This is a genomic window from Streptomyces sp. TOM-9 (assembly GCF_056858595.1).
In genome coordinates this window covers 3,258,493-3,284,993 of sequence record NZ_JBXEQB010000001.1, presented here as the reverse complement: position 1 = coordinate 3,284,993, position 26,501 = coordinate 3,258,493, and the positions used below count along the sequence as shown (strand labels likewise).

Genomic DNA, 26,501 nt, shown 5'->3' with positions numbered 1-26,501 from the left:
GAATCTGCCCCCACCTGGCCTCGACCACCTCGTGATTGCTGAGAGCATAGAGAACGATTCACACACCACGGAGAGAGACCCATGCCGGAAGCCGGCGCGACCCCGCCCGACCAGATATCCACACCGGGGCCGTCCACCCCGGTACGACGCGCCGGAGACGTCCCAGGAGCTCGCACCAGCCTGATGGTGACGTTCCTGCTCGGCGCGCTCAGCGCGCTCCCCGCGCTCTCCATGGACATGTACCTGCCGGCTCTGCCGCAGGTCACCGAGGACCTGCGCAGCCCGGCGGTCACGGTGCAGCTCACGCTCACCGCGTGCCTGCTCGGACTCGCCCTCGGGCAGATGATCGTCGGCCCCATGAGCGACCGCTGGGGCCGCCGCCGCCCGCTGCTGGCCGGCATGGCGCTCTACGTCCTCGCCACCGCCGTCTGCGCCTTCGCACCCACCACGGAACTGCTGATCGGCTTCCGGCTGCTGCAGGGCCTCACCGGCGCGGCCGGCATCGTGATCGCCCGCGCGATCGTCCGCGACCTGTACGACGGGGTCGCGATGGCGCGCTTCTTCTCCACCCTGATGCTGATCTCCGGGGTCGCGCCGATCGTCGCGCCGCTCATCGGCGGGCAGGTGCTGCGGATCACCGACTGGCGCGGGGTCTTCGTCGTGCTGACCGTGGTGGGCGTGCTGCTCACCCTCGTGGTGTGGCGCTGCCTGCCCGAGACGCTGCGTCCCGCGGACCGTCACGGCGGCGGGTTCGGCGCCACGCTGGGGGCGATGCGCGGGCTGCTGGCCGACCGCGCCTTCACCGGCTACATGCTCACCGGCGGCTTCACCTTCGCCGCGCTGTTCGCCTACGTCTCGGCGTCCTCGTTCGTCGTCCAGGAGATCTACGGGGCCTCGCCGCAGACCTACAGCCTGCTCTTCGGCCTCAACTCCGTCGGCCTGGTGGCGCTGGGCCAGGTCAACGGCAAGATCCTGGTCGGGCGGGTCAGCATGGACAAGGTGACCGGGGTGGGGCTGGCGGTGATCACGGTGGCCGCGGCCGTGCTGCTGGCGCTGACCGCGGGGTGGCTCGGGCCGGTGGGGCTGGTGCCGGTGGCCGCGGGGCTCTTCGTGCTGATGGCGGCGATGAGCCTGGTCCTGCCCAACACCAACGCGCTCGCGCTGATGCGCACCCGGCACGCCGCCGGCTCGGCCTCCGCGCTGCTCGGCACGACCTCCTTCCTGGTGGGCGCCGTCGCCTCGCCGCTCGTCGGGATCGCGGGCGAGCACACGGCGGTGCCGATGGCCCTGGTGCAGCTGGGCAGCGTCCTGGCGGCCTGGGTCTGCTTCGCCGGGCTGTGCCGACCGTGGCGGCGTACTGTGGATGCACGGTGACACGTGCCGTCATTGCCGCGCCGAGTCAGGAGGCAGCGATGTCCGAGCCGATCGACGAGAGCAGGTGGGCCTGGAAGACTGCGGACAGTTGTCTGCACACCGGGTCCGAACACATGATCGATCCGGAGGACCTGGTCATGGCCTCCGGCCGTGAGCCGACGCCGGCCCTCATCGAGAAGGCCCGCAAGTTGCTGGAGGAGCATGGCCCCGCAGCTGTCGAGAGGTACCTCCCTTGAGGCGCAGCTGCGTGGCGACGAGCTGAGTCTGCTCGTCGAGGACATCACCTCATATCTGGAGCCCGTGCCCCCCTCCGTGCATCCGTGGTGCGCGGGGGCGGTGGTCCTGGCGGGCCGAGGCGGGACGGTCGCCCTCCACGAGGCCGTGGGCTGGGCGGTGCGCTACGCCTCCTACGACGAGGGCGCCGACCGCGGCGTGGAGCTGCCCCGCGGGCGATGGGTGCCGATGCGGCCGGACACGGTCTTCGACCTGGCCTCGCTGACCAAACTCTTCACCGCCGTCGTCGCGGTGGGCCGGCTGGAACTCGGCCGGGAGGTCGCGGCCTACGTGCCCGAGTTCGCCGCCGCGGGCAAGCAGCGCATCACCGTGGGACAACTCCTCGACCACACCTCCGGACTCCGTCCCGAGCTGCCGTTCCACGACCACCCCGACGCCGAGGCCCGGGCGAAGCTGCTCTGGGAGGAGGCGCCGGTCGTCGCGCCCGGCACCGAGCGGATCTACTCCGACCTCAACCTCATCGCGCTGCAGCACGTCCTGGAGCGGACCACCGGCGAGGCCCTCGACGCCCTCGTGCGGGAGGACGTCACCGACCCGCTCGGGATGTACGACACCCGCTACAACCCGCCCGCCTCCTGGGCCCCGCGGATCGCCGCCACCGAGGACCAGCGCAGGCCCTGGGCCCGGCTGGACCGCGGCCCGCTCCGTGGGACCGTCCACGACGAGAACGCCCACGTCATGGGTGGTGTGGCCGGCCACGCGGGGCTGTTCTCCACCGCCTGGGACCTCGCCCTGTTCTGCCGTGCGCTGCTGGACGGCGGCGGCCCCTACCCCGGCTTCGAGCTGGACCGGCCCTGGTTCATGGGCGCCCTCGCGGGGCGCGGGGCGGCGGGCCACACCGGGTTCACCGGCACCAGCATGGTGATCGACCCGGCCACCGACGGCTTCCTGGTGCTGCTGGCCAACTCCGTTCACCCGTGCCGTACCTGGCGGGACGGCAGCGTGCCCCGGGCTGCCGCGGGCACGCGGTTCGCGAGGGCGCTCGGCGTGGCGTGAGCCCGGTGCCGTGAGCCGGGTGAGCCCGTGAGCCCCGCGGGGCCGCAGGGACGTGCCGGGCACGGCGGACGGCGGGGGCGGCCGCCCGAAAGGTGCCGCATGCGGTTCATCGGGTAGTTTGGCAGCTGACGTGGGGTGGCGATCCCGGGCGGCCGCCGCGTCGGCCGGCCGGCCCCCACGGCGGAACGGAGGCGCAGGAGTCGATGGTCCCCGAGGTCAGGACGCGACCGGACCCGGCACCGGACGGGGGGCGGTGAGGGCATGCCGCCGGACCTCGCCGGTCTCGTCGCCGCGGACACCGGTCCGGCGCTGCTGGACTCCCCGCTGAGCCAGGTGGTGCGCGACACGGGCGCCTCCATGGGCCTGGTCTACCTGATGACCCCCGAGCAGGACCTGCTGCGGCTGACGGTGGTCGTCGGCGTCTCGCGCAAGATCGACACGATCTGGGGGCGGGTGGCGCCCGGCGCCTCCAGCCCCATCGCCGACGCCGTCCGCGAACGACGCATGGTGCTGCTGTGCGGCCACGAGGACACCGCCCGGCTGTACCCCCGGCTCGCCCTGGTCCTGCCGTACGACTTCCCGCTCGCCGCGGCCCCGATCACCAGCGGCTCCACCATCTGGGGCGCGCTGTGCCTGGTGTGGCCCGGCGGGCATCCCGGGCGGATCACCCGGCGGGCCCGGGAGGCGTACCGCGGGGCCTGCGACCGCATGGGCCGCCTCCTGCGCAGGGCCGCCGAGGACGGCGAGCCGGTGCTGCCCCCCGCCGAGCCGCGGGTGCTGCCCGCGCTCCGCACCCGCACCCACGGCCCGGACGAGGCCCTGGCCGCCGCCGACCTCGCGGAACGGCTCCCGGAGGGCTCCTTGGCCCTGGACCTGGACGGCCGGATCACCTTCGTCACGGAGACCGCCGCCGCCCTGCTCGGGGCGGAGGTGCCCGACCTCCTGGGCACCGAGCCCTGGGAGCTGCTGTCCTGGCTGGACGACCCGGTCTTCGAGGACCGCTTCCGCAGCGCGATGATCAGCCGCCGTCCCGGCTCGGCCACGGCGCTGCGCCCACCGGACCGCTGGCTCACCTTCGAGCTCTACCCGGACGGCACCGGTGTGAGCGTCCGCGTCACGCCCGCCCCCACGCCCGAGGCCGCGGACACCCCCGCGGCGCAGCTGCCCGCGGGCCCCACGCCGGACCGGGCCATCGCCCTGTACCACCTGCTGCACATGTCGGCCACGCTCACCGAGGCCGTCGGCACGCAGGACGTCATCGACCTGGTCGTCGAGCAGATGCTGTCCGTCTTCGGCGTGCAGGCAGTGGCCCTGCTGACCGCCGAGGAGGGACGACTGCGGATCATCGGGCACCGGGGCTACCACGAGGACTTCATGGAGTCCGTCGACGCCCAGCCGATGGACGTCGACAACCCGGCCGTGCGCGTCCTCAAGACCGGGGTCCCGGGCTTCTTCGCCAACGTCGACGAGTTCCTGCGGATCTACCCCGGCACGGTCGTCCGGGACCGCAAGGCCGCCTGGGCCTTCCTGCCCCTGATCACCTCGGGCCGGCCCGTCGGCACCATGGCCCTGGCCTACGACCGCCCGCACCCCTTCTCCTCCGGCGAGCGCAGCGTCCTCATCTCGATCGCCGGCCTGGTCGCGCAGGCCCTGGACCGGGCGCGCCTGTACGACGCCGAGCACAACCTCGCCATCAGCCTGCAGGCGCGGCTGCTGCCCCGCGCCCTGCCGGACGTCCCCGGCCTGGAGGTGGCCGCCCGCTACATGCCGGCCACCCGCGGCATCGACATCGGCGGCGACTTCTACGACGTGATCCGGCTGGACACGACCACCTGCGCCGTGACGATCGGCGACGTCCAGGGTCACAACGTGAACGCCGCCGCGCTCATGGGGGAGGTCCGCACCGCCGTCCGCGCCACCGCGGGCGCCTCCCCCAGCGAGGTGCTGGCCCGCTCCAACCGGCTGCTCGTCGACCTCGACCCCGGCCTGCTCGCCAGCTGCCTCTACGCCCAGCTGGACCTGGAACGGCACACCGCCTGCGTGGCCACCGCCGGACACCCGCCGCCGGTGCTGCGGCACCCGGACGGCACCACCGTGGTGCTGCCGCTGCCGCCCGGCCCGCTGCTGGGCGTCGACCCCGACGCCTGCTACCCGACGACGGAGATCGCGCTGCCGCCCGGCGCGGTGCTGGTGCTGTACACCGACGGCCTGGTGGAGACCCCGGGCGTCGACATCGACGTGTCCGCCGCCGACCTCGCGGCGCACCTCGCCCGGGCCGGCCCGGACGCCTCGATGGACGCCCTGGCCGACAGCCTCCTCGGGCACGCACAGCGGTCCGGCCCGCGCAACGACGACATCGCCCTGCTGCTCACCCATGTGACGGGACGGCCTGCCAGGCCCGCCGTGTGACGACCCCTCAGGGAGCCGTCCCGCCCCACACCGGGCGGCTCTTGCGCGTCGCCTTCCGGGCGAAATGGTTCCGCGAACCGGGCGCCCCGGCTGCTAGCATCGAGGCATGATCGCGAACCCGTACCACCGGCAGATGATGGCCCCCGCCCGGGGCCGCTGACACCGGACGCGTCCGCGTCTTCCGAGGCCCCCCACCGGGGCCTCGATCCTTTTGCGCGTCGGAGCCCCGCCACCGTCCTTCCCGGAGGTTCCGATGACCGCGCCCCAGGCTTCCCGTTTCTACGTCACCACCACCATCCCGTACGTCAACGCCCGCCCCCACCTCGGCTTCGCGCTCGAACTGGTGCAGGCGGACGTGCTGGCCCGGCACCACCGCCGACGCGGGGAACCGGTGCGCTTCCTCAGCGGCACCGACGACAACTCGCTGAAGAACGTGCTGGCCGCCGAGGCCGAGGGCATCCCCGTCCAGGACCTCGTGGACCGCAACGCGGCCGCCTTCGCGGCCCTGGACGGCCCGCTCGCGCTCTCCCTGGACGACTTCATCCGCACCAGCCGCGACCCCCGCCACCGCGCGGGCGTGGAGCGGCTCTGGCGGCGCTGCGCCGCCGCGGGCGACCTCTACCGCGAGCACTACGAGGGCCTGTACTGCGTGGGCTGCGAGCAGTTCTACACCCCGGACGACCTGGTGGGCGGCCGCTGCGCCGAGCACGGCACCGAGCCGCAGACGGTCGCGGAGGAGAACTGGTTCTTCCGGCTGTCCCGGTACACCGACGAGCTGCGCGGGCTGATCGAGGACGGGCGGCTGCGCATCGAGCCGGCCGCGCGCCGCAACGAGGTGCTCGCCCTGCTCGCGCGCGGGCTGCGCGACTTCTCCGTCTCCCGGTCCCAGACCCGGGCCCGTGGCTGGGGCATCCCGGTGCCCGGAGACCCCGGGCAGGTGATCTACGTCTGGTGGGACGCGCTCGGCAACTACGTCACCAGCCTCGGCTACGGCGGCCCCGACGGGGAGGGCGACGCGGCGTACGGCCGGTGGTGGGCGGGCGACGGGCGGCGCGTGCACCTGGTGGGCAAGGGCGTGCTGCGCTTCCACGCCGTCTACTGGCCCGCGATGCTGCTGTCGGCGGGGCTGCCGCTGCCGACGGACGTCCTCGTCCACGACTACCTGACGGTGGAGGGGCGCAAGATCAGCAAGTCGGCGGGCACCACCGTCGACCCGGAGGAACTGACCGCCGAGCACGGCACCGACGCGGTGCGCTGGTGGCTGCTGCGCGAGGTGCCGCGGGTCGGCGACGCCGACTTCACGCGCGAACGGCTGGTCGCCCGCGCCGACGCGGACCTGGCCGGGGGGCTCGGCAACCTGGTGCACCGGGTGGTGACGATGGTCCACCGGTTCCGTGACGGCGTCGTCCCGGAGGCGGGCGGGTCCGGAGAGCCGGGCACGGAGGCCTTGCTGACGGCATGCCGGGAAGCGCCGGACGCCGTCGCGGCGGCGCTGCACGACGTGGACTTCCGGCGTGCCACGGCCGCCGTCTGGCGGATCGTCGACGAGGCCAACCGCTGCATCGACGAGACCCGGCCCTGGGAGCTGGCCCGCGCCGAACGCCGGCACCGCAACGCCTCCGCCGGCCGCCGCCTGGACGCGGTGCTGGCCGCCCTCGTGCACGCCTGCCGTGCACTCGCCGGTGAACTGGAGCCCTTCCTGCCGGGTGCCGCGGCCCTGATCGCGCGGCGCTGCGCGGCCGGGGACGACGGCCGCCTCCCGTCCCCCGCACCGCTGTTCCCCCAGTCCGGCGCGGCACGGCGGACGGGCTGACCGCGGGGTGCCTTCGGCGTGGGGGCGGCTCGCAGGCCGGTGGCCGGCGGGTGTCCGGGCTCCGGGGCGGGTGGCCGCTCCGGTGGTGCCGGTCCCGTCGCCGTCCGCGGATGCGGTGGGCGCTGCCGCGCCCTCGCCGAGGGGGTCGCACGCCGTACGACGGGCCGCTGCGCCAGGGTGTGAACGCCGGGTCCGGGAAGAGGTGCCTAGGCCGTGTCGTCAAAGGAGCGCCGGCCGCCCGGAGGGCGGGCCCAGCGGCGTCTGGTGCGGTGCATCGTAAGGCGGAGAGTCGTCCTCGTAGTGGGCTACTCGGACGATTCGACAACGCAGCGAGGTGCCGTGCCAGGCGCCGCTGGGCAGGCGGGACTTTGACGACACGGCCTAGGTGTATTGACCCGCAGCGTTGTTGACGCGGCTGATTGGGGGCTTGCCTCCGAGTGCGGTGTGGCAGCGATGGTGGTTGTAGGTGTGGAGGAAGTCTGCCAGGGCTTTGGTGCGCTCTGCGTTTGAGGTGTAGGGCCGTAGGTAGGCCCATTCTTCGAGCAGGGTGCGGTTGAAGCGTTCGACCTTGCCGTTCGTCTGTGGCCGGTAGGGCCGGGTGCGTTTGTGGGTGATTCCGGCCGCGACGAGGGTGTCTCGCCAGGCCTTGGATTTGTAGCAGGAGCCGTTGTCGGTCAGGACACGCTCGACGGTGATCCCGTGGGCGGTGAAGAAGACTTGCGCCCGTTGCCAGAAGGCGATGGCGGTGTCCTTGCGCTCGTCGGGCAGGACCTCGCTGTAGGCCAGGCGGGAGTGGTCGTCGATGGCGGAATGGATGTAGCTGTAGCCGATCACCGGCGTGCAGTTCTGCCGCTGGGTGGTGGTGGCTTGCCGGTTTCGGTCTCCCGCGGCCCTGCCCACGGTGCGCCAGCCGCCTCCGTCTGGGATGTTGCCCAGTTTCTTGATGTCGACATGGACCAGCTCGCCCGGCCGGGCCCGTTCATAGCGGCGGATCGGCTCGCCGGTGGGTCGGTCGATCCAGGCCAGCCGGTGCAGGCCGTGCCGGGTCAGGATCCGGTGAACTGTCGAGGCCGGCATCCCGAGGATCGGCCCGATCCGTGCCGGGCCGAGCTTACGAGTGGTCCGCAGGTGACAGACCCGGGCCTCCATGGCGGCCGGTGTGCGGTGGGGGACGGTGTGTGGCCTGCTCGTACGGTCGTGCAGGCCGGCGTCGCCCTCGGCCCGCCAGCGGCGGACCCACTTGTGCGCCGTGGCGCGCGAGATGCCCATCTCCGCCGCGACATGAGCGACCGGGCGACCCGCGCAGACACGCTCGACCAGTAGCCGCCTGCCGTGCACGGTCAGGCGGGCATTACGGTGGGACACGAAGACCTCCGGTGCGGTGCAGTCCTAGACAGCTCCACCACACCGGAGGTCTTCGCCGTGATCAAGACCCAGCAGGTGTCAACAACGCTCGTGGTCAATACACCTAGCCCGCCAGCATCTTCTGGATCGCCTGCCGCGTCACCCCGAGCTCCCGTGCGATGTCGGCCTGCGACACGCCCTGGCCGATCAGGTCCTGCATCAACTCGCGCCGCTCGGCGGCGAACTGCTGGGCGAGGCGGGCGTGGTGGATGGCCTGCGCCCGTACCTCCTTGATGCGGCGGAGGGCAGGTTCGTGCGCGGAGAGGTCCCTGGTGTCTGCCATGACCACAGGGTGACAACCCGGGGTTGTCGTTGTCAACCCCCTGTTGTCGGGGCCCGGTTCAGGTCGTGGCGGGTTTGCCCGAGGGCTCGGCCTCCTCCCGCCCCTCCGCCCGGCCGGGGCCGGTCGCCGTGGACGGCAGGGCACGCCAGGGCAGGAGCAGGGCGCTGGCCAGGCACAGCACGCCCGCGACGACGATCGCGACGCGGACGCCCGCCACGGCGGCGATGACGCCGCCGGCCAGCATGGACAGGGGCTGGGCCGTCTTGGAACTCACCGACCACGCGGTCACCACCCGGGTCATGACGCCGTCGTCCGTGGCGGCCATGCGGTACGTGATGAACGACGGGTTGAAGACCCCGGCGGCCAGCAGCAGGAAGGTGTCGGCGGTGACCAGGACGACGGGCCCGAGGGGACCGGCCGGCGCCCAGGCGAGCAGCAGGAGCCAGGGGGTGCGCAGCACCCCGAACAGCAGCAGCACCCGGTGCGGGCCGAGCCGGCCGGTCAGCGGGGCGGTGAGGCGGGAGCCCAGGACACCGCCGAGGCACGGCAGCCCCAGCGCCAGGCCGTACTGCCACGGGGTGAAGTGGAGTTCGCGGAGCATCAGGACGGCCAGCAGCGGGTTGCTCATCATGATGGACCCGCCGAAGAGCATGGCGTTCCAGAAGAGCGGCCGCAGTCCGCGGTGCCCCAGGACGTAGGTCCAGCCGGCCACGAGGTCCCGGCCGCGGCCGTGCGACCCGGCCCGGGCCGGGGGCTCCGGTTCGGGCCGGCGGATCCGGCGGACGCCCAGCGCGGACAGCAGGAAGGAGACCGCGTCCACGGCCAGGGTGACCGTCGCCCCGAAGGCGGTGACGAGCAGTCCGCCGACCGGCGGCCCCGCGCTCAGGCTGAGCCAGTCGGTGGTCTCCAGCCGCGAGGCCGCCCGGAGACGGTCCGCCGGCGGGACGAGGCCCTTGAGGTGCGCGGTGCTCGCCGCGCCGAACACGATGGCCGCGGCCGCCTGGACGATGCCCACCAGGCACAACTGCGCGAAGGTGAGCACGCCGAGGGCCGCCGCGACCGGGACGCTGAGCAGCACGAGGCAGCGGAGCAGATCCGTGGTGATCATGACCGGCCGTTTGCGGCGGTGCTCGATGCGGCCGCCCAGGGGGAGGGTGATGGCGGCGCCCGCGAGCGCCGACAGCGCCGCGAGCAGGGAGACCTGGAAGGTCGTGACGTCCAGCGCCAGGACGGCCACCAGCGGCAGGGCCCCGGAGCCGACCGCGCTCCCCGCCGCGCTCACCGCGTAGGCGCCCCACAGGCGGCCGAAGTCACGTCGCGCATCCGTCACTTGCTCGTCCGGCGAGGTCATGACGGCGGAGCCTAGCGCCGGTGTCAGTCGCGGACGATCACCTGGGCGTGGTCACTCACGCCGAGTTCCCGCAGGGTGTGGTGGATCCTGCGCAGAGCGCCGTCCCTGTCCACGTCGTCGTCGAGCTCCAGGTCGAGGTGGCAGCTGCCCATGCCGGTCCCGGCGCCCGTGATCTCGCCGTCGGCCTCGAACGCGGCCGCGAGCGCCTCCTCGACCTCGTCGCGGTCGAGGGGCAGGGCCCTGAGCACGATCTCCACGAACACCGCGCGACCTCCTGCGAACCGGGTGCCGGTGCACCCTACCGGCGACGGCGACGGCGCCGGCCCGCTCCGGGTGGCCCTTACCCTTGACCCTTGTGTCCTCTCTGCAAGCCGCCCTCGCCGGTCTCCTCGACGGGCTCCCGCCCGGCCGTGCCACCCAGGCCGTCGACCGGCTGATCGCCACCTACCGGGGGCGTACGCCCAGCAGCACCCCGATCCTCCGCGACCGCTCCGACGTCGCCGCCTACGCGGCGTACCGCATGCCGGCCACCCACGCCGCGGTCGGCGCGGCGCTGGCGGAGTTCCGGGCCCGGGCGGGGGAGTGGGCCCCGGCGAGCCACCTGGACGTGGGCGGCGGGACCGGCGCCGCGACCTGGGCGGTCGCCGACGCCTGGGAGGACGGGGCGCACACCAGCACCGTCCTCGACTGGTCGGACGCCGCGCTCTCGCTCGGCCGTGAGCTGGCCGCCGGGGCGGAGCACGCCGGCGTGCGGGACGCGCGCTGGCACAAGGCGCCGCTCGGCACCGGGGCACGGCTGCCCGAGGCGGACCTGATCACGCTGTCGTACGTCATCGGCGAGCTGACGGAGGCCGACCGCGACGCGGTCGTCGCCGAGGCGGCGCGCGCCGCGGCCGGCGCCGTGCTCGTCGTCGAACCGGGCACCCCGGACGGCTACGCCCGGGTCCTCGCGGCGCGCGAGCGGCTCATCGCGGCCGGCTTCCACGTCCTCGCCCCCTGCCCCCACGACGGCACCTGCCCGGTGCAGGCCCCGGACTGGTGCCACTTCGCGGCCCGGGTCGCCCGCACCTCGCTGCACCGGCAGGTCAAGGGGGGCTCCCTGCCGTACGAGGACGAGAAGTTCAGCTATGTCGCGGCCGCCCGCTTCCCCGCGGCGGGCGACGGCTCACCGGACCGTGTGGTGCGGCATCCGCAGATCCGCAAGGGACAGGTCCTCATCGACCTGTGCACGGTCGAGGACGGCCTGCGCCGCGACACCGTCAGCAAGCGGCACGGGGCGCTCTACCGTGCCGCCCGCGACGTCGCCTGGGGCGACGCGTGGCCGCCTCCCGCGGCGGAGCCGGAGTAGCCCCGGGTCCGCGGGGGCGACCGCCCGCCGCCGGCGTGCGGCACCGCGCAGGGCGCTCAGCGGTCGCCCAGCACCGCCATGGCCGCGTTGTGCCCCGGGACGCCGCTGACCCCGCCGCCGCGCACCGCGCCCGCCCCGCACAGCAGCACGTTCGCGTGCGCGGTCCCCACGCCCCAGGCGCCGCCGCCCGACTCCGCGTAGGGGAACGCCAGGTCGCGGTGGAAGATGTGCCCGCCGGGCAGGCCGACCTCCCGCTCCAGGTCGAGCGGGGACTTCGCCTCGATGCAGGGCCGCCCGTCCGCGTCCACCGCCAGGCAGTCCGCCAGCGGTTCCGCGAGCACCGCGTCCAGCTGCGCCAGGGTGGCCTTGAGGAGGGTTTCCTTGGCCTGCGCGGGGTCGTCGGCGAAGAGCCGCGCCGGGGCGTGCAGCCCGAAGAGGGTGAGGGTGTGCACGCCCTGGGCGGCCAGGTCGGGGGCGAGGATCGACGGGTCCGTCAGCGAGTGGCAGTAGATCTCGGACGGCGGCGCCGTGGGCACCGCGCCCTCGGCCGCCTCGCGGTAGGCCCGGTCCAGCTGGGTGTACGACTCGGCGATGTGGAAGGTGCCGGCGAAGGCGTCGCGCGGGTCTACCGCGGTGTCGCGCAGCCGCGGCAGCCGCCGCAGCAGCATGTTCACCTTGAGCTGCGCGCCTTCGGGCTTCTCCGGGGCCGTCTCGCCCAGCAGCCCGGCCAGTGCGTACGGGGAGGCGTTGACCAGCACGTGCCCCGCGCCCACGCTGCCGCCCTCGAACGACACCTCGGCCCGGGTGCCGTCGGTCTCGACGGCCGTGACCTCGGTGCCGGTCACGATCTCCGCCCCGGCCGCCCGGGCCGCGTCCGCCAGGGCGTCGGTGAGGGCGCCCATGCCGCCGACGGGCACGTCCCAGTCACCCGTGCCGCCGCCGATGACGTGGTAGAGGAAGCAGCGGTTCTGCAGCAGGGAGGGGTCGTGCGCGTGGGTGAAGGTGCCGATCAGGGCGTCGGTCAGCACCACGCCGCGCACCAGGTCGTCCTCGAAGGCGGCCTCGACGGTCTCGCCCAGCGGCCGCTCGAACAGCGTCGACCAGGCCTCCGGGTCGTCCACGGTCCGCTCCAGCTCGGCCCGGGACGGCAGCGGCGCGGTCAGCGTCGGGAAGACGCGCTCGGCGACCCGCTGCGTCATGCCGTAGAAGTGCTGCCAGGCCTCGAAGTCGCGGTCGGAGCCGGTCAGCCGGACGAAGCTCTCGCGCGTCGCGGACGGCGACTCGGCGTCGACGAGGAGCCCGCCGTCGCCGTAGGGGGTGTAGGAGGAGATGCGGCGGCGCCGGACGGCGAAGCGCAGCCCCAGGTCGTCGACGATCTTCCGGGGCAGCAGGCTCACCAGGTACGAGTACCGGGACAGCCGTGCGTCCAGACCGGTGAACGCCCGCGTGGAGACGGCGGCGCCGCCGGTGCCCGGGAGCCGCTCCAGCAGGAGCACGGAGCGGCCCGCGCGGGCGAGGTACGCGGCGGCGACCAGGCCGTTGTGGCCGCCGCCGACGATCACGACGTCGTACGAGGGGTGAAGGGGCAGCTGCGACATGGGCCCTTTCGTATCACGCTCAGTCGCGCAGCTCCATGGTGCAGCACTTCACGCTGCCCCCGGCCTTGTGCAGTTCGGACATGTCCACCGGCACCGGCTCGAAGCCGCGCTCGCGCAGCCGCCGCAGCAGCCCGGTGGCCCCGGAGGGGACCAGGACGTTCAGGCCGTCGCTGACGCAGTTGAGCCCGAAGGCCGTGGCGTCCTGGCGGGTGGCGGTCAGCGCGTCGGGGAAGAGCCGGCGCAGCACCGCGCGGCTGCCGGGGGAGAAGGCGTCCGGGTAGTACATGATCTCGTCGCCGGCGAGCACGCACAGCGCCGTGTCGAGGTGGTAGAAGTGCGGGTCGGTGAGCTCCAGGCCGATGACGGGGCGGCCGAAGAACTCCTGGAGCTCGGCGTGCGACAGCGGGCTGCTGCGGAAGCCCTTCCCGGCCAGCAGCCAGCTGCCGGTGACGGCGAAGTCCCCCTCGCCCTCGTTGACGTGGTGCGGGTCGTGCACCTCGCCGTAACCGCGGTTCAGGAACCACTCGCGGTGCGCGGGCGCCTCCGCGGCCCGCTCGGCGTTGGCGAAGCGGGCGCCGAAGACCCGGCCGTCGACCACGGTGGCGCCGTTGGCGGCGAAGACCATGTCCGGCAGGCCCGGCAGCGGCTGCAGGATCTCGACGGTGTGCCCCAGCGAGCGGTAGCGGTCGCGGAGGTCCTCCCACTGGAGCAGGGCGAGCGCGGGGTCGACCGGCTTCGTGGGGTCCATCCAGGGGTTGATGGAGTACGTGACGCGGAAGTACGTGGGAGGACACATCAGATACCGGCGGTACGAGGCGGTGCGCGCTGCGCTCAATGAAGGCTCCTCGCGGTGTGGTTGAGGCCGTAGTGACATGGTGGACCCACAGCGGACACCCCGCACCGGATTGCGGACGCAAACACCCCCCGGCGGAGCCCTCCCAGAAGCACGAGGGGGCCGTCTGCCGGGTTGTCCAAAGTTCCCCTTATGATTCGGGGGTGTTCGATTCCAGGCACATCAAGACCTTCCACACCGTGGTCACGGCCGGCTCCTACTCGGCCGCGGCCGCGGCGCTGGGCTACACCCAGCCCGCGGTCACCCAGCAGATGAAGGCCCTGGAGCGCTCGGTGGGCACCGCGCTCTTCGTCCGCGTCGGACGGCGCATGCGGCTGACCGAGGCGGGTGAGGCGCTGGCCCGGCACGCCGAGACGATCCTCGACAGCATCACCGTGGCCTGGGAGCAGATAGGCGCGGTGACCCGGCTGGAGACCGGCCGGGTGAGGCTGTGCGCCTTCCCCAGCGCCAACGCCACCCTGATCCCCGAGGCGCTGGCCCTGCTCGCGGCCGAGCACCCCGGGATACGGGTCGAGCTGCTGGGGGACGAACCGCCCGACTCGCTGGAGCGGGTCACCCGCGGCGAGTGCGACATCACCCTCGCCTTCACCTACCCGGGGCTGCACGAGGCGGTGCCGGACGACCTGGTCGAGATCCCGCTGCTGGAGGACCAGCTCATGGTCCTGATGCCGGCCGGGCACCGGCTGGCCAGGTCCCGCTCGGTCAGGCTCGGCGACCTGGCCGACGAACGCTGGATCGCCGGCTGCATGCGCTGCCGGGTCAACTTCCTCCACGAGTGCGCCGAGCTGGGCTTCGCCCCCGACATCGCCTTCGCCACCGACGACAACCTCGTGGTGCAGTCGCTGGTCGCGGAGGGGCTGGGGGTCGCGATGATGCCCGGGCTGGCGCTGTCCTTCACGCGGCTGGACCGGGTCACCGGCCGGCCGCTGGACCCCGTCTCCCGCCGCCGGGTCGCGGCGTACGTGCCGCGCGACCATCTGCGGATCCCGGCCGCGGCCCTGGTGCTCGACGCGCTCAAGGCGGTCGCCGAGCGGCGCAGCGGCTGCTGACCCGCACCCCATCCATAAGGAGGGGCAAAGCGGGGTGAAGGAACTGTCAGTGGACGCGCGGGCCCGTGCGCACGGACGCTGCGGACATGACCTCCGCGACCGTTCCGGCGCTCTCCGCGCCCACCGCCCGGCTGGCCCGCCTCGTCGACGAGGTGCGCGAGACGGTCGGCCGCGGCCTGCCGCCCGGCCCGACGGCCCACCTGGTGGGCGAGCGGCTCGCGCCGCACCTCGGCGCCCCCGACCTGCTGGCCGAGCGGCACGCCGAGGGCGACCCGGACCGCTACCGGCAGCACATCCTGCACGCCGAGGAGGACGGCAGCTTCTCGATCGTCGCCCTGGTCTGGCTGCCGGGGCAACGGACGTCCATCCACGACCACGTCTCCTGGTGCGTCACGGGGGTGCACCAGGGGCAGGAGCACGAGCGCCGCTACCGGCTGGTCCCCGACGGCACCGGCTCCCGCCTCGTCCCGACCCAGGACGTCGTCAACGCCCAAGGCGAGGTCTGCGGCTTCGCGCCGCCCGGCGACATCCACCAGGTGTGGAACGGCGGGACCGGCAAGGCCATATCGCTGCACATCTACGGTGCCGACATCTCCCGCCTGGGCTCCAGCGTGCGGCGGGTCTACCGGCTGCCGGTCGGCGAACGGTGAACCTCCGCACCGCGACGCGCACCCCCGTGCCCGTCGCCCGTGGGGCGGCGCCGACCGCCCGCCCCGCCGCGTCCCCCGCCGGAGGCGGTGCGGGCCGCCGCCGGGCCACAGCCACCGTGCTGCCCGGGCTGCTGGTCACCGCCCTCGGCGCCGTCCTGGCGACCGCACTGCACCGGCTGCTGCCGGCCGTGCCGGTGCCCACCACCGCCGTCCTCCTCGGCATCGCCGCCGCGAACCTGCCGGGCCTGCGCGCGACCCTGCGCGGCCGGGCCCGGCCGGGGCTCACCTTCGCCGGGAAACGGCTGATGCGCATCGGCATCGTGATCCTGGGACTGCAGCTGAGCCTCGACGACGTGCTCGGTCTCGGCTGGGCCACGGCCGGCATGGTGGTGTGCGTCGTGGCCGCCACCTTCTGGGGCACCCTCTGGCTCGGCCGCCGCATGGGCCTGCGCGGCGACCAGCCGCTGCTCATCGCCACCGGCTACTCCATCTGCGGTGCCTCCGCCATCGGCGCGGTGAGCCAGGTCAGCGGCAGCGACGAGGAGGACGTGGCCGCGTCCGTCGCCCTGGTCACGCTCTGCGGCACCCTCGCCATCGGCGTGCTGCCGCTGCTGCACCACCCGCTCGGCCTGGACGACGTGCAGTTCGGCCGCTGGGCCGGGGCCGGCGTGCACGACGTCGGACAGGTCGTCGCGACGGCTCAGACCGCGGGCCCGGCGGCACTCGGTGAGGCGGTGCTCGTCAAGCTGATGCGCGTCGCGCTCCTGGCACCCCTGGTCGCCGCGGTCGCCTACGCCCTGCGCCGGCGGCACGCCATGTCGGGCGCCGCGGGGCCGGACGCCGCCGCCTCCGCGCGGCGGACCCCGCTGCTGCCCCTGTTCGTCGTCGGCTTCCTCGTCATGATCGCCGTGCGCAGCACCGGAGTCCTGCCGGCCGGCGTGCTCGACGGAGCAGAGCAACTGCAGCAACTGCTGCTGGCCATGGCCATGGTGGGGCTCGGCAGCATGGTGCACCTGCGCGCCCTGGCGCGAACCGGGCCGCGTGTGGCCGCCGTCGGCCTGATCTCCTGGACCCTCATCGCCACCGTCTCCTACGCCGGCGTGCTCCTCACCAGTTGACGACCCCGGCCGCCGGCCGACGGTCAGCCGAGGGCCGCGAGGCCGGGCAGGCCGAGGGCGACCGCGAGGACGGCAAAGCCGGTGCCATGCGCCCGGCACCCCGCCCGGGCCCGCCTCTAAGGTGAGCGCATGCCGACACCGCAGACCGACCCCGACGACGCCCTGCTTCCGGACACCCGCCGGGCCCTGCTGCACCGCATCGCGGTCGCCCAGTCCAGCAGCCGTACTCCCTCCCTCGTGGGAGCCGTCGTCCGGGACGGCGAGGCCGTGTGGACCGGAGCGCGCTCCTGCGTGGACGGGCACGCCCCGGACGGGGACACCCAGTACCGGATCGGCTCCCTCACCAAGACCTTCGTGGCCGTCCTGGTCATGCGGCTGCGCGACGCGGGGCGCCTCGGGCTGGACGACCCCGTCGAGAAGCACATCGGCGGCACCCCCGCCGACGGCGTCACCGTGCGCCAACTCCTCACGCACACCGCCGGACTGGCCGCGGAGACCCCCGGCCCCTGGTGGGAGCGCACGCCCGGCGCGCTGCGGCCGGAGACGGCCGACCTCCTCGGCGGGACGCCGCGGCTGCACCCCGCCGGCGAACGCCACCACTACTCCAACCCCGGGTACGCCCTGCTCGGCGCCGTCGTCGAGGCGCTCCACGACGGCCGGCCCTGGGACGAGGTGCTGACCGCCGAGGTCCTCGAACCGCTGGGGATGACCCGTACGACGCGCCGCCCGCAGGCCCCGCACGCCGGGGGCTGGGCCGTCCACCCGTACGCCGAGCTGATGATGGCCGAGGCCGTGCAGGACACCGGGCTGATGGCCCCCGCGGGCGAACTGTGGTCGACCGCCGACGACCTGTGCCGCTGGGCCGCCTTCCTCGCCGCGGGCGACGCGCGCGTCCTGGTGCCCGCGACGCTGGAGCAGATGCGCCGGCCGGCCGCGCCGGGCGACGACCAGGGCCTCGGCGTGCAGCTGATGAAGACCCCGGACGGCCGGGTGCTGGTGGGGCACGGCGGCTCGATGCCCGGCTTCGTGGCCGGGCTGTGGTGCGACACGGAGGAGGGACTCGGCGCGGTCGTCCTCGCCAACTCCACCACCGGCGCCCCGGCCACGACGATCGCCGCCGACCTGCTGCGCATCGTCGCCGAGCGCGAGCCCCGCATCCCCGAGCCGTGGCGGCCCGACTCCGACCCCGACCCGGAGCTGCTCGCCCTCACCGGCCCCTGGTACTGGGGCACCGCCCCGTACGTCCTGCGCCTGCGCACCGGCCGCGACCTGGAACTCACCGCCCTGTCGGGCACCGCCCGCGGCGCCCGCTTCCGCGCGGAACCGGACGGCACCTGGACCGGCCTGGACGGCTACTACGACGGCGAGACCCTCCGCGCGGTGCGCGCCCCCGACGGCACCGTCGGCCATCTCGACCTCGGCTCCTTCGTCTTCACCCGCACCCCCTACGACCCGGCGGCCCCGGTCCCGGGCGGAGTCGACCCCTCGGGCTGGACCTCCCCCCTCGGCTAGGCCGCGTCCTCACATGAGCTCCCCCAGCTGACGCTGGGAGGTCCCCCACCGTCCGAAGGGCAGGCCCCGCGGTTCCCCCGGCTTCGCTGGGGGTGCCGTGCCTGGGGACACCTCCCAGCGTCAGCTGGGGGAGCGTCGCGGGGCGGGGGCACCCCCGGCCGAAGGTTGAGGGAGGCCATTCGACGACACGGCCTACGGGGGACGGGCGCCCGAACGGCGGGGACCAGCCGGGCCGCCGGGCCGTCAGGCGGTCAGCGGGAACTCGCGGCCCAGCGCGGCGAAGACCGCCGCGTTGTGGGCGAAGGCCCGCCGGCACTCCTCCACGACGCGCTGCTTCTCGAGCTCGTCGACCGGCAGGGCGTCCAACAGGCTCCGGTACTCGCGCTTGAACGCCGCGGGGTTGCCGATCGCGTCGAAGACGTAGAAGCGCACGCCGTCGCCCTTGCGGGAGAAGCCCCAGGTCTTCTCCGCGATGCCGCGGATGACCTGGCCGCCCGAGAGGTCGCCGAGGTAGCGGGTGTAGTGGTGGGCGACGTAGCCCGCCGGCCACGCGCGGGCGGTCTCGGTGACGCGGCGGGCATACGCGAGGGTCTCGGGCAGCGCGCCGGCGCGGTCGCGCCAGCCCGGCGCGAGCAGGTGGTCCAGGTCGCGTTCCAGGGCGGCGACGCGCATCAGCTCCGGACGCAGGAAGGGGCCGGCCACGGGGTCGCCGGCCAGGTGCGCGGCGGCGTCCTCCAGCGCCCGGTAGACGAACCAGAGCTGCTCGGTGTAGCGCGCGTACGCGGCGACCCCCAGGCGGCCGCCGAGCAGGTCGCCGATGAACGTCGAGGTCTCGGCCTCGGTGTGCCGGTCGTGGCTGGCGGAGCGGATGACGGCCGAGAACGGTGCGGTCGCGGTGCCGTGGGCTGGCGTCAAGGGAATCCTCCTGCGTCGGGCCTGCAGGAATCGTCGCAACTTAGGGGACCCTAAGTCAATGGGTTGCCGACAACCTGTCGGAAAACCAGGCTAGCGCGGATCCGCCCTCCGGGGCGGACGGCGCGTCGTCCCGCGGGTGACGGTGGTCACGGAGGGGAGGCCGGTGCCGGTCGCCGCCCCGGGTGCCGTGGGCAGCGGGGACAAGGGAAACGTGCCCGGATCCGCCCGGGACGGGGTCCGTCGTGCAGGGGGACCCCGCGCGCGGCCGGAATGCGGACGGGGAGCAGGATGGTTTCCACCATCCGTGGATTCCGCTTACGGCCTTTCCCTCGTTACGTAGGGTGGAGCAAGGGTTCACGGGGCGAGGAAAGGGGCTCGATGGTCACCAAGGGCAGGTTGTCCGACTGGCTGCGCCGCAAGGCGGGGGAGCGCGGCGCCGGAGTGGACGGGGCCGCGGTCCGCGCGGCCGCCGGTGGCCGGAACGGGGACGACCTGCGCCGGGACGAGCTCCTCCTGGAAGCCGCGGACGCGGGCCTGCCGCTGGCGCCGGCCGCCCATCCGTCGCCCGTGTCCGGTTACCGCTGTTCCTGCGACCGGATCGGGTGCCCCACGCCGGGCACGCACCCCGTCTCCTTCGCCTGGCAGACCCAGGCCACCACGGACGCGGAGCAGGTCAGGCGCTGGCTGCGCGCGCACCCCCTGGCCAACTTCATCACCGCCACCGGCATCGCCCACGACGTCCTGGACGTACCCGCAGAGGCGGGCCGGATCGCCCTGGAGCGGCTGGCCGCCGAGGGTTCCGCGGCCGGACCCGTCGCGGTCTCCGACGGGCGGATGCTGTTCTTCACCGCCACCCGTGCCACGGCCGACGAGGACGAGTGGTGGCCGTGCGAGCTGGACTGCCATCCCGAGACCGTCGACGAGCACCCGGGCCTGCGCTGGCACCACCGCGCCAGCTACGTGCTGCTCCCGCCCTCGCGGCTGCCCTCCGGCGCCACCGTCGCGTGGGTCGCCGGCCACGGACCCGACCAGGTGCTGCCCGACCCGCTGCCGCTGCTCGGGGTGCTGACCGACGCCTGCGCCCAGGTCGAGCCCGAGCCCGAGACGGCCGGCTGGCTGCACTGACCCCGGCCCGGAGACCGTGAAGCGGTCGGGAGCCCGGCGGCCTCAGCCCTTGTCCCCGACCGGAACCGCGGCGGACGGCTTGACGGCCGGCGCGGTGACCCTGCCGGGGCGCAGGAAGAGGAACATCGTGGGCGCGAGGTACAGCGCCCAGACGCCGACCTGCAGCCAGGTCGGGTCGGGCTGGAAGTTGAACACGCCCTTGAGCAGCGTCCCGTACCACGAGTCCGGCGGGATCTGGTCGCTGACGTCGAAGGCCTCGGTCCCCAGCCCCGGCAGCCAGCCGGCCTCCTGCAGGTCGTGGAAGCCGTACGCGAGCACGCCCGCCGCGACCACCACCAGCATGGCGCCGGTCCAGGTGAAGAACTTGGCCAGGTTGATGCGCAGCGCGCCCCGGTAGAACAGCCAGCCCAGCACCACCGAGGTCAGCAGGCCCAGCACCGCGCCCACCAGCGGGCGCACGCCGTCGTCGGTGGCCTGCACGGCGGTCCAGATGAACAGCGAGGTCTCCAGCCCTTCACGCCCCACGGCGAGGAAGGAGGTGATCACCAGTGCCCCGGTGCCCATGGCGATCGCGGCGTCCAGCTTGCCGTGGAGTTCGGCCTTCAGGTGGCGCGCGGTGCGCCGCATCCAGAAGACCATCCAGGTCACCAGGCCGACCGCGACGATCGACAGCGAACCGCCCAGCGCCTCCTGCGCCTCGAAGGTCAGCTCGGAGGAGCCGAACTGCAGCGCGGCGCCGAAGGCCATGCTCACCAGGACCGCGGTGCCGACGCCGAGCCAGACCGGCGGCAGCTTGTCCTTGCGGTCGGTCTTCACCAGGTACGCGACCAGGATGCAGACCACGAGGCTGGCCTCCAGGCCCTCACGGAGCCCGATCAGGTAGTTGGCGAACACCGCCGGTACTTCCTCTCAGTCGTGTCGGAAGAGCTCGCGGCCCCACCAGTCGTCCTTGTCCCGGACGCCCGGCGGTACGGCGTAGACGGCCGAACCCACGTGCTGGATGTACTCGTTGAGGGAGTCGAGCTTCGCCAGCCGCATCTGCAGCGGCACGAAGCCGTCCCGGACGTCGCGCTGGTACGCGATGAAGAACAGCCCGGCGTCCAGGCGGCCCAGGCCGTCGGTGCCGTCGGTGAAGGAGTAGCCGCGGCGCAGGATCGTCACACCGCTGTTGTCCGGGTGCGCCAGCCGGACGTGCGCGTCAGGGAGCATCGCCTTGAAGTCCGGGGCGTCGTGCTCGCGCTGCCTGCCGATCGGGGCGCCCTCGCCCTTCGTCCGGCCGAAGATCTGCTCCTGCTCCTGCAGCGGGGTGCGGTCCCAGGTCTCGATGTGCATCCGGATGCGACGGGCGACGAGGTACGAGCCGCCGGCCATCCAGGACGGGCCGTCCTTGGCGGACACCCACACATGCGCGTCCTGGGTGGCCCTGTCGGAACCCGCGACGTTGTGCGTGCCGTCCTTGAAGCCCATCAGGTTGCGCGGGGTCTGCTCCTCGGGAGTGGTCGAGGAGGTCTTGCCGAAGCCGAGCTGCGACCAGCGCATCGCGACCTTGCCGAAGCCGATCCGGGCCAGGTTGCGGATGGCGTGCACCGCCACCTGCGGGTCGTCCGCGCAGGCCTGGACGCACAGGTCGCCGCCGCTGCGGTTCGGGTCGAGGGCGTCACCGGGGAACTTGGGCAGGTCCACCAGCGCCCCGGGGCGGTGCGCCTTCAGCCCGAAGCGGTCCGCGCCGTCCTTCGTCGTGAACAGCGAGGGGCCGAAGCCGATGGTGAGGGTGAGCCGGGAGGGCTGCAGGCCCAGCGCCTCACCGGTGTCGTCCGGCGGGGCCTCGGCGAGGCCGCCGACCGCGCCCTCGCCGACCGGCCGGCCCTGCGTCATCTTCCGGGCGGCGTCGGTCCATTCCTTCAGGAGCGCGACCAGTTCCTCGCGGTCCTCGGTCTTGACGTCGAAGGACGCGAAGTGGAGCCGGTCCTGCACCGGGGTCGTGATGCCGGCCTGGTTCTCCCCGTGGAAGGCGATCGCGCTGCCCGCGGCGCCCGCGGGCTGCACGTCGTCCCCGGAGCGGACCGCGGCCACGGCGCCGCCGGCCGCGGCGGCCGCGACGACGACACCCGCACCGGTCCAGCCGAGCACCTTGCGACGCGACGTGACACTCTCATCGGACATGGTCCGTTGCCCCCCGGGGGTTACTTGGCGACGGCCGCGGCGAGCTTCGACAGGGGCTCGGCGAGCGCGTTGACCGCGTCCGAGAGCTCCTTGCGCTGGTCCTTGCCGACGGTGTCGTAGGAGACGAACTCCGTGGTGCTGCCGCTCTTGCGGTACTTGTCGAGCAGCGCCGTCAGGGCCGGGAACTGCTTGTCGAGGTCGGCGGTGAGCGCCGCGTCGTTCTCGGCGGCGACCGGCTTCAGCAGTTCGTAGGCCTTCATCGCGCCCTCGACGTTGGCCTGGAAGTCCGACAGGTCGGTGTGGGAGTAGCGGTCCTCCTCACCGGTGATCTTGCCGGTGGCGACCTCGTCCAGCAGCTCCTTGGCGCCGTTGGCCATGCTGGTGGCGGTGATGTCGGCCTTGCCGACGCGGGTCTGCCAGTCCTTCAGGTCGGTGACGAGCTGGTCGGCGAGGGCGCCCTCCTCGGCCCCGGCCTTCTTGTCCTGCCACAGGGACTTCTCCAGCCGGTGCCAGCCGGTCCACTTCTGGCCGTCCTCCAGGCCGTCCTCGCGGGTGTCGGTCAGCGGGTCGATGTCGCCGAACGACTCGGCCACCGGCTCGGTGCGCTCCCAGCCGACCCGGGAGGGCGCGAAGAGCGACTTGGCCTTCTCCACGTCGCCCGCCTTGACGGCGTCGGCGAACTGCTGGACCACCGGGATCGTCTGGTCGGCCTGCTCCTGGGCGTACTTGCGGTACGCGGCCACGGCGGCGTCCAGGCGCGGGTCGCCCTTGGCGGCGCCCTTGCCGGTGACGGTGATCTTCTGGCGGATGCCGTCGCCCTTCATGCCGGGCTTGCAGGCGATCTGGTACGTACCGGCCTTGATCTCGGCGGTGATGGTGGCCTTGGTGCCGGGGCCGATGTTCTCCCGCTCGGTCACGATCTGGTCGCTGGGCGTGTAGACGTAGACCTCGGTGACCTTGGATCCCTTGTTCTCGACGGCCAGCTGCACGTGCCCGGCCGGGAAAGTCGTCCTGGAGACCTCGCACTTGGTGTCCGTCGCGGTCACCGTGACGGCGTCGGACGCCTTGCCGTCCGCCTTCTCCGCGCACCCGGTGACGGCGGTGACGGCGACCACTATGCCGGCGGCGGCTACTGCGGACATGCGGACGGCGGACATGCGATCTCCAGGCGGCTCGGGAAGCTGTGACTTAGGCAAGCCTTTCCTGGGAAAGGCTTGCCTAACCTATCCGAGGCCTATCGCGACATGGCCGCATTCCGGTAAAGGAATCCCCATGAGGAGGTCAAGGAAGCGTCAGGATCTCTGCGCCTGTGTCCGTCACCACAAGGGTGTGCTCGAACTGCGCGGTGCGCTTGCGGTCCTTGGTGACGACCGTCCAGCCGTCGTCCCAGATCTCGTACTCGTGGGTGCCCAGGGTCAGCATCGGCTCGATGGTGAAGGTCATGCCCGGCTTCATGATCGTGGTCGCCCGCGGGTCGTCGTAATGCGGGACGATCAGGCCGGAGTGGAAGGCGGTATTGATGCCGTGGCCCGTGAAGTCGCGCACGACACCGTAATTGAACCGTTTGGCATAGGACTCGATGACCCGGCCGATCACATTGATCTGCCGCCCGGGCTTCACCGACTTGATGGCGCGATTCAGGGATTCCCGGGTGCGCTCCACCAACAGCCTTGATTCCTCGGCGACTTCGCCGACGAGATACGTGGCGTTGGTGTCCCCGTGCACCCCGTGGATGTAGGCGGTGACGTCCAGGTTGACGATGTCGCCGTCGCGCAGCCCGGTGGAGTCGGGGATGCCGTGGCAGATGACCTCGTTGATGGAGGAGCACAGGGACTTGGGGAAGCCCCGGTACCCGAGGTCCGAGGGGTAGGCCTGGTGGTCGCACATGTACTCGTGCGCGATCCGGTCCAGCTCGTCGGTGGTGACACCCGGCGCGATCGCCTTCGCCGCCTCCTCCATGGCCCGCGCGGCGATCCGCGAGGCGATCCGCATCTTCTCGATCGTCTCCGCCGACTGCACCTCCGGGCCGTCGTACGGCCGCGGCGCGGGCCTGCCCACGTACTCCGGACGCGGGATCGAGGCGGGCACGGGACGGGTGGGGGAGAGCTTGCCGGGAACCAGGACAGACATGTCAGCGAGTGTATCGGCGGCCGGTCGGGCAGCATGGCGGCAGGACGTCGTACGAGGAGGGACGATGGCGCTGTTCAGGCGAGTCCGCAAGCCCGCGGGGAAGCCCGGCGAGTGGTTCTACTGCATCGAGCACCACAAGGTCGAGGAGGGGCCGGAGTGCCCCGCCAAGGACCGGATGGGGCCGTACCCGAGCCGCGCGGACGCGGAGCGGGCGATGGAGACGGCCGCCGAGCGGAACCTGCAGTGGGAGAACGACCCGCGGTGGAAGGACCGCTCTCGGGAGGGCGGGGAGGAGTGAGCCCGCCGGGGGCCACCGGGTGCACGATGGAAGGGTGAAGCTCGGGCTGGCCGGCGACACCATGCTCGGCCGCATGGTGGCCGCGCGGCTGGCCGAGGCCCCTCCGGAGGCGCTGTTCTCCGAGGAGGTCGTGGCCGTCGCGCGGGAGGCGGACCTCTTCGTCCTCAACCTGGAGTGCGCGATCTCCGACCGCGGTGAGCCCTGGCCCGACCCCTTCAAGCCCTTCTTCTTCCGTGCCCCGCCCGTCGCCGTGCGCGCCCTGACGCACCTGGGCGTGAGCTGCGTCAACCTGGCCAACAACCATGCCCTGGACTACGGCCGGACGGCGTTGCTGGACACGCTGGAGCACCTGGCCGCCGCCGGGATCGCCGCCGTCGGGGCCGGAGCGGACGAGAGCGCGGCGCGCGCCCCGGCGGTGCTGGGCGGCCCCGGGGGCGCGGCGGGCCGCCCCAGCCTGGGCGTCGTCGGCGTCACCGACCATCCGGCGGAGTACGCCGCGGGACCGGACCGCCCCGGGGTGGCCTACGCGGACCTGCGCGAGGGCGTCCCGCGCTGGCTCACCGACGGCGTCGCGAGCCTGGGCGCGCGGACGGAGGCGGTCCTCGTCACCCCGCACTGGGGGCCCAACATGACCACCGGCCCGGCCCGCTACATCCGGGACGCCGCCGGGGCCCTGCGCACGGCGGGCGCCACGCTCGTGGCGGGCAGTTCCGCGCACGTCTTCCACGGCGTGACGGACGGGGTGCTCCACGACCTCGGCGACTTCGTCGACGACTACGCGACCGATCCGCGGCTGCGCAACGACCGTGGCCTGATCTTCCTCGTCACCTTCGACCCCGCCGGCCACCGCCCCGTCCGGCTGGAGGCGGTGCCGATCGCCCTCGAGTTCTGCTTCACCCGGCTGGCCGACCGCGGTGAACGGGCCTGGATCGCCCGGCGGTTCCGGCGCGCCTGCGCCGGGTTCGGGCAACGGGTCACGGAGGAGGGCGGGCGGCTGGTGGTCCGCTGGGACGGCGAAGCTACCAACCCGTAGCACAGACGGCCCCCACCTGTCCGAGATTCCGAACGGATTGAGGTCCAGACCAACGACGCTCCGTTTCCAAGGGCACGTGGACCGGATCCGACCGACGGCCGGTCGGAGGAAAGGGGCCCCCATGTCCAGGAAACGCACGATGAGCACCAAGCAGAAGATCGCGCTCGTGACCGGCGCGGCCACCCTGGCCGGCGGCTTCGCCGTGGTGACCATGAGCATGGGTCATGCGTCGGTGGTGTGCGACGGGCTCGACCAGGCGCTGCGCAACAACGAGAGCTTCATCGCGGCCCAACGGGCCAATCCCGACTCCCAGTCGGCGGCCCGGATCGCCAACCGCGAGGCCGTGATCAAGCAGATCAACGTGCAGCGGGAGGCCTCCGGATGCGGTGCCGCGCAGGCGGCGCCCGCGGCGCCCGCCGCCCCGGCCGGACAGGGTCAGGGCCAGAACCAGGGCCAGAACCAGGGCCAGAACCAAGGCCAGAACCAGGGCCAGGCCGCGCCGCCGGCCGGCGGCGCCGTCGGCCAGGTCGTCTGCGCGGGTTCGACGGTCACCCTCTCCGGCGAGGGCGGTGCGCCCGCCGCCTCCAGCAACCAGTTCCCGCTGGGCACCAAGCTCAAGGTGACCAACCTGGACAACAACAAGTCGACCACGGTGTCGGTGACCTCGACCTCCGGGAGTTGCGCGCTGCTGAACAACGCGGCCTTCGAACAGGTCCGGGAACCCGGCAAGTTCCTGATCAGGAAGGCGCGCATCGAACGCGTCGGCTGACCGGGGGACCCCGCGG

The 26,501-nt window shown here is 73.4% G+C and carries 24 protein-coding genes and 1 pseudogene; 14 read left to right on the top strand and 11 right to left on the bottom strand.

The genetic code is table 11. From position 1 onward, the window contains the following. The first annotated feature begins 81 nt into the window (after positions 1–81). The 5 genes and pseudogenes from AC1VWI_RS15370 to metG all read left to right on the top strand — a co-directional run bounded on the left by AC1VWI_RS15370 (position 82) and on the right by metG (position 6,886). Positions 82–1,374 carry a multidrug effflux MFS transporter gene (locus AC1VWI_RS15370; RefSeq protein WP_499511572.1) on the top strand — a complete coding sequence of 431 codons (1,293 nt, stop codon included), beginning with the start codon at positions 82–84 and terminating at the stop codon, positions 1,372–1,374. Between the two features lie 38 nt (positions 1,375–1,412). After that, positions 1,413–1,610: a hypothetical protein gene (locus tag AC1VWI_RS15365; protein ID WP_499511571.1), complete on the top strand. Its 198-nt coding sequence runs from the start codon at positions 1,413–1,415 to the stop codon at positions 1,608–1,610. After that, positions 1,576–2,658, top strand: a pseudogene (locus AC1VWI_RS15360) (serine hydrolase domain-containing protein); the annotation flags it as partial. The gene AC1VWI_RS15365 and the pseudogene AC1VWI_RS15360, both read left to right, overlap by 35 nt. Positions 2,659–2,925: 267 nt before the next feature. Continuing rightward, positions 2,926–5,073 (top strand): SpoIIE family protein phosphatase, encoded by a 2,148-nt coding sequence (locus AC1VWI_RS15355; RefSeq protein WP_499511570.1) that lies wholly within the window; start codon positions 2,926–2,928, stop codon positions 5,071–5,073. 253 nt (positions 5,074–5,326) lie between these two features. Continuing rightward, a complete protein-coding gene (metG, locus tag AC1VWI_RS15350; RefSeq protein WP_499511569.1) occupies positions 5,327–6,886 on the top strand; it encodes a methionine--tRNA ligase in 1,560 nt (519 codons plus the stop codon). 381 nt (positions 6,887–7,267) lie between these two features. Here metG and AC1VWI_RS15345 read toward each other — a convergent pair whose 3' ends face one another. From AC1VWI_RS15345 to AC1VWI_RS15330, 4 genes are all read right to left on the bottom strand, one after another. Next, positions 7,268–8,251: an IS481 family transposase gene (locus AC1VWI_RS15345; protein WP_499511568.1), complete on the bottom strand. Its 984-nt coding sequence runs from the start codon at positions 8,249–8,251 to the stop codon at positions 7,268–7,270. A gap of 103 nt (positions 8,252–8,354) precedes the next feature. Beyond that, complete coding sequence (locus AC1VWI_RS15340) at positions 8,355–8,573, bottom strand: TrfB-related DNA-binding protein (RefSeq protein WP_499511567.1); 219 nt, start codon at positions 8,571–8,573, stop codon at positions 8,355–8,357. A gap of 58 nt (positions 8,574–8,631) precedes the next feature. After that, the gene (locus AC1VWI_RS15335; protein ID WP_499511566.1) at positions 8,632–9,924 is read right to left on the bottom strand and encodes an MFS transporter; all 1,293 of its coding nucleotides are present in this window, start codon (positions 9,922–9,924) and stop codon (positions 8,632–8,634) included. Between the two features lie 23 nt (positions 9,925–9,947). Further along, the gene (locus tag AC1VWI_RS15330) at positions 9,948–10,187 is read right to left on the bottom strand and encodes a hypothetical protein (RefSeq protein WP_499511565.1); all 240 of its coding nucleotides are present in this window, start codon (positions 10,185–10,187) and stop codon (positions 9,948–9,950) included. A gap of 92 nt (positions 10,188–10,279) precedes the next feature. Here AC1VWI_RS15330 and AC1VWI_RS15325 point away from each other — a divergent pair, with 92 nt between their 5' ends. Beyond that, the gene (locus AC1VWI_RS15325) at positions 10,280–11,272 is read left to right on the top strand and encodes a small ribosomal subunit Rsm22 family protein (protein ID WP_499511564.1); all 993 of its coding nucleotides are present in this window, start codon (positions 10,280–10,282) and stop codon (positions 11,270–11,272) included. A gap of 56 nt (positions 11,273–11,328) precedes the next feature. Here the strand turns inward: AC1VWI_RS15325 and AC1VWI_RS15320 are convergent, their stop codons facing one another. Together AC1VWI_RS15320 and ddaH are read right to left on the bottom strand one after the other, a co-directional pair. Further along, the gene (locus tag AC1VWI_RS15320; protein WP_499516814.1) at positions 11,329–12,861 is read right to left on the bottom strand and encodes a phytoene desaturase family protein; all 1,533 of its coding nucleotides are present in this window, start codon (positions 12,859–12,861) and stop codon (positions 11,329–11,331) included. A gap of 28 nt (positions 12,862–12,889) precedes the next feature. Further along, positions 12,890–13,705, bottom strand: a complete 816-nt coding sequence (gene ddaH, locus AC1VWI_RS15315; protein ID WP_499511563.1) for a dimethylargininase — start codon at positions 13,703–13,705, stop codon at positions 12,890–12,892. 161 nt (positions 13,706–13,866) lie between these two features. Here ddaH and AC1VWI_RS15310 point away from each other — a divergent pair, with 161 nt between their 5' ends. The 4 genes from AC1VWI_RS15310 (at position 13,867) to AC1VWI_RS15295 (ending at position 18,052) form a co-directional block, all read left to right on the top strand. After that, positions 13,867–14,772, top strand: a complete 906-nt coding sequence (locus AC1VWI_RS15310) for a LysR family transcriptional regulator (protein ID WP_499511562.1) — start codon at positions 13,867–13,869, stop codon at positions 14,770–14,772. Positions 14,773–14,858: 86 nt separating this feature from the next. Beyond that, positions 14,859–15,422: a cysteine dioxygenase family protein gene (locus AC1VWI_RS15305; protein WP_499511561.1), complete on the top strand. Its 564-nt coding sequence runs from the start codon at positions 14,859–14,861 to the stop codon at positions 15,420–15,422. After that, positions 15,419–16,540 (top strand): YeiH family protein, encoded by a 1,122-nt coding sequence (locus AC1VWI_RS15300; protein WP_499511560.1) that lies wholly within the window; start codon positions 15,419–15,421, stop codon positions 16,538–16,540. The genes AC1VWI_RS15305 and AC1VWI_RS15300 overlap by 4 nt, the downstream gene beginning before the upstream one ends. A gap of 129 nt (positions 16,541–16,669) precedes the next feature. Beyond that, positions 16,670–18,052 (top strand): serine hydrolase domain-containing protein, encoded by a 1,383-nt coding sequence (locus AC1VWI_RS15295; protein ID WP_499511559.1) that lies wholly within the window; start codon positions 16,670–16,672, stop codon positions 18,050–18,052. Positions 18,053–18,295: 243 nt separating this feature from the next. On the opposite strand, the gene AC1VWI_RS15290 is transcribed toward AC1VWI_RS15295, so the two are convergent. Further along, positions 18,296–18,967 carry a biliverdin-producing heme oxygenase gene (locus AC1VWI_RS15290; RefSeq protein WP_499511558.1) on the bottom strand — a complete coding sequence of 224 codons (672 nt, stop codon included), beginning with the start codon at positions 18,965–18,967 and terminating at the stop codon, positions 18,296–18,298. A gap of 378 nt (positions 18,968–19,345) precedes the next feature. Between AC1VWI_RS15290 and AC1VWI_RS15285 the strand changes: the two genes are divergently transcribed. Beyond that, the gene (locus tag AC1VWI_RS15285; RefSeq protein ID WP_499511557.1) at positions 19,346–20,092 is read left to right on the top strand and encodes a bifunctional DNA primase/polymerase; all 747 of its coding nucleotides are present in this window, start codon (positions 19,346–19,348) and stop codon (positions 20,090–20,092) included. 42 nt (positions 20,093–20,134) lie between these two features. On the opposite strand, the gene efeU is transcribed toward AC1VWI_RS15285, so the two are convergent. The 4 genes from efeU to map form a co-directional block, all read right to left on the bottom strand. After that, on the bottom strand, positions 20,135–20,986 hold the full coding sequence (gene efeU / locus AC1VWI_RS15280; protein WP_499511556.1) for an iron uptake transporter permease EfeU: 852 nt from the start codon (positions 20,984–20,986) through the stop codon (positions 20,135–20,137). Positions 20,987–21,001: 15 nt separating this feature from the next. Further along, positions 21,002–22,255 (bottom strand): iron uptake transporter deferrochelatase/peroxidase subunit, encoded by a 1,254-nt coding sequence (gene efeB, locus AC1VWI_RS15275; RefSeq protein WP_499511555.1) that lies wholly within the window; start codon positions 22,253–22,255, stop codon positions 21,002–21,004. Between the two features lie 20 nt (positions 22,256–22,275). Continuing rightward, positions 22,276–23,412 (bottom strand): iron uptake system protein EfeO, encoded by a 1,137-nt coding sequence (efeO, locus tag AC1VWI_RS15270; protein WP_499511554.1) that lies wholly within the window; start codon positions 23,410–23,412, stop codon positions 22,276–22,278. A 124-nt stretch (positions 23,413–23,536) separates the two neighbouring features. After that, positions 23,537–24,385 carry a type I methionyl aminopeptidase gene (gene map / locus AC1VWI_RS15265; RefSeq protein WP_499511553.1) on the bottom strand — a complete coding sequence of 283 codons (849 nt, stop codon included), beginning with the start codon at positions 24,383–24,385 and terminating at the stop codon, positions 23,537–23,539. Positions 24,386–24,449: 64 nt separating this feature from the next. Between map and AC1VWI_RS15260 the strand changes: the two genes are divergently transcribed. From AC1VWI_RS15260 to AC1VWI_RS15250, 3 genes are all read left to right on the top strand, one after another. Beyond that, the gene (locus AC1VWI_RS15260) at positions 24,450–24,683 is read left to right on the top strand and encodes a hypothetical protein (protein WP_499511552.1); all 234 of its coding nucleotides are present in this window, start codon (positions 24,450–24,452) and stop codon (positions 24,681–24,683) included. A gap of 34 nt (positions 24,684–24,717) precedes the next feature. Continuing rightward, positions 24,718–25,716, top strand: coding sequence for a CapA family protein (locus AC1VWI_RS15255; RefSeq protein WP_499511551.1), 999 nt, complete (start codon positions 24,718–24,720; stop codon positions 25,714–25,716). A gap of 121 nt (positions 25,717–25,837) precedes the next feature. Next, complete coding sequence (locus AC1VWI_RS15250; protein WP_499511550.1) at positions 25,838–26,485, top strand: SCO2207 family protein; 648 nt, start codon at positions 25,838–25,840, stop codon at positions 26,483–26,485. The last annotated feature ends 16 nt before the right edge of the window (positions 26,486–26,501 follow it).

What these genes read in the sequence shown, in the direction of transcription:
- AC1VWI_RS15250 (WP_499511550.1), top strand. Translation starts at nt 25,838, where the DNA reads ATGTCCAGGAAACGCACGATGAGCACCAAGCAGAAGATCGCGCTCGTG.
- efeB (WP_499511555.1), bottom strand. Translation starts at nt 22,255, where the DNA reads ATGTCCGATGAGAGTGTCACGTCGCGTCGCAAGGTGCTCGGCTGGACC.
- AC1VWI_RS15370 (WP_499511572.1), top strand. Translation starts at nt 82, where the DNA reads ATGCCGGAAGCCGGCGCGACCCCGCCCGACCAGATATCCACACCGGGG.
- AC1VWI_RS15340 (WP_499511567.1), bottom strand. Translation starts at nt 8,573, where the DNA reads ATGGCAGACACCAGGGACCTCTCCGCGCACGAACCTGCCCTCCGCCGC.
- map (WP_499511553.1), bottom strand. Translation starts at nt 24,385, where the DNA reads ATGTCTGTCCTGGTTCCCGGCAAGCTCTCCCCCACCCGTCCCGTGCCC.
- AC1VWI_RS15365 (WP_499511571.1), top strand. Translation starts at nt 1,413, where the DNA reads ATGTCCGAGCCGATCGACGAGAGCAGGTGGGCCTGGAAGACTGCGGAC.
- AC1VWI_RS15305 (WP_499511561.1), top strand. Translation starts at nt 14,859, where the DNA reads ATGACCTCCGCGACCGTTCCGGCGCTCTCCGCGCCCACCGCCCGGCTG.
- AC1VWI_RS15260 (WP_499511552.1), top strand. Translation starts at nt 24,450, where the DNA reads ATGGCGCTGTTCAGGCGAGTCCGCAAGCCCGCGGGGAAGCCCGGCGAG.
- AC1VWI_RS15295 (WP_499511559.1), top strand. Translation starts at nt 16,670, where the DNA reads ATGCCGACACCGCAGACCGACCCCGACGACGCCCTGCTTCCGGACACC.
- efeO (WP_499511554.1), bottom strand. Translation starts at nt 23,412, where the DNA reads ATGTCCGCCGTCCGCATGTCCGCAGTAGCCGCCGCCGGCATAGTGGTC.
- AC1VWI_RS15285 (WP_499511557.1), top strand. Translation starts at nt 19,346, where the DNA reads ATGGTCACCAAGGGCAGGTTGTCCGACTGGCTGCGCCGCAAGGCGGGG.
- AC1VWI_RS15355 (WP_499511570.1), top strand. Translation starts at nt 2,926, where the DNA reads ATGCCGCCGGACCTCGCCGGTCTCGTCGCCGCGGACACCGGTCCGGCG.
- AC1VWI_RS15335 (WP_499511566.1), bottom strand. Translation starts at nt 9,924, where the DNA reads ATGACCTCGCCGGACGAGCAAGTGACGGATGCGCGACGTGACTTCGGC.
- metG (WP_499511569.1), top strand. Translation starts at nt 5,327, where the DNA reads ATGACCGCGCCCCAGGCTTCCCGTTTCTACGTCACCACCACCATCCCG.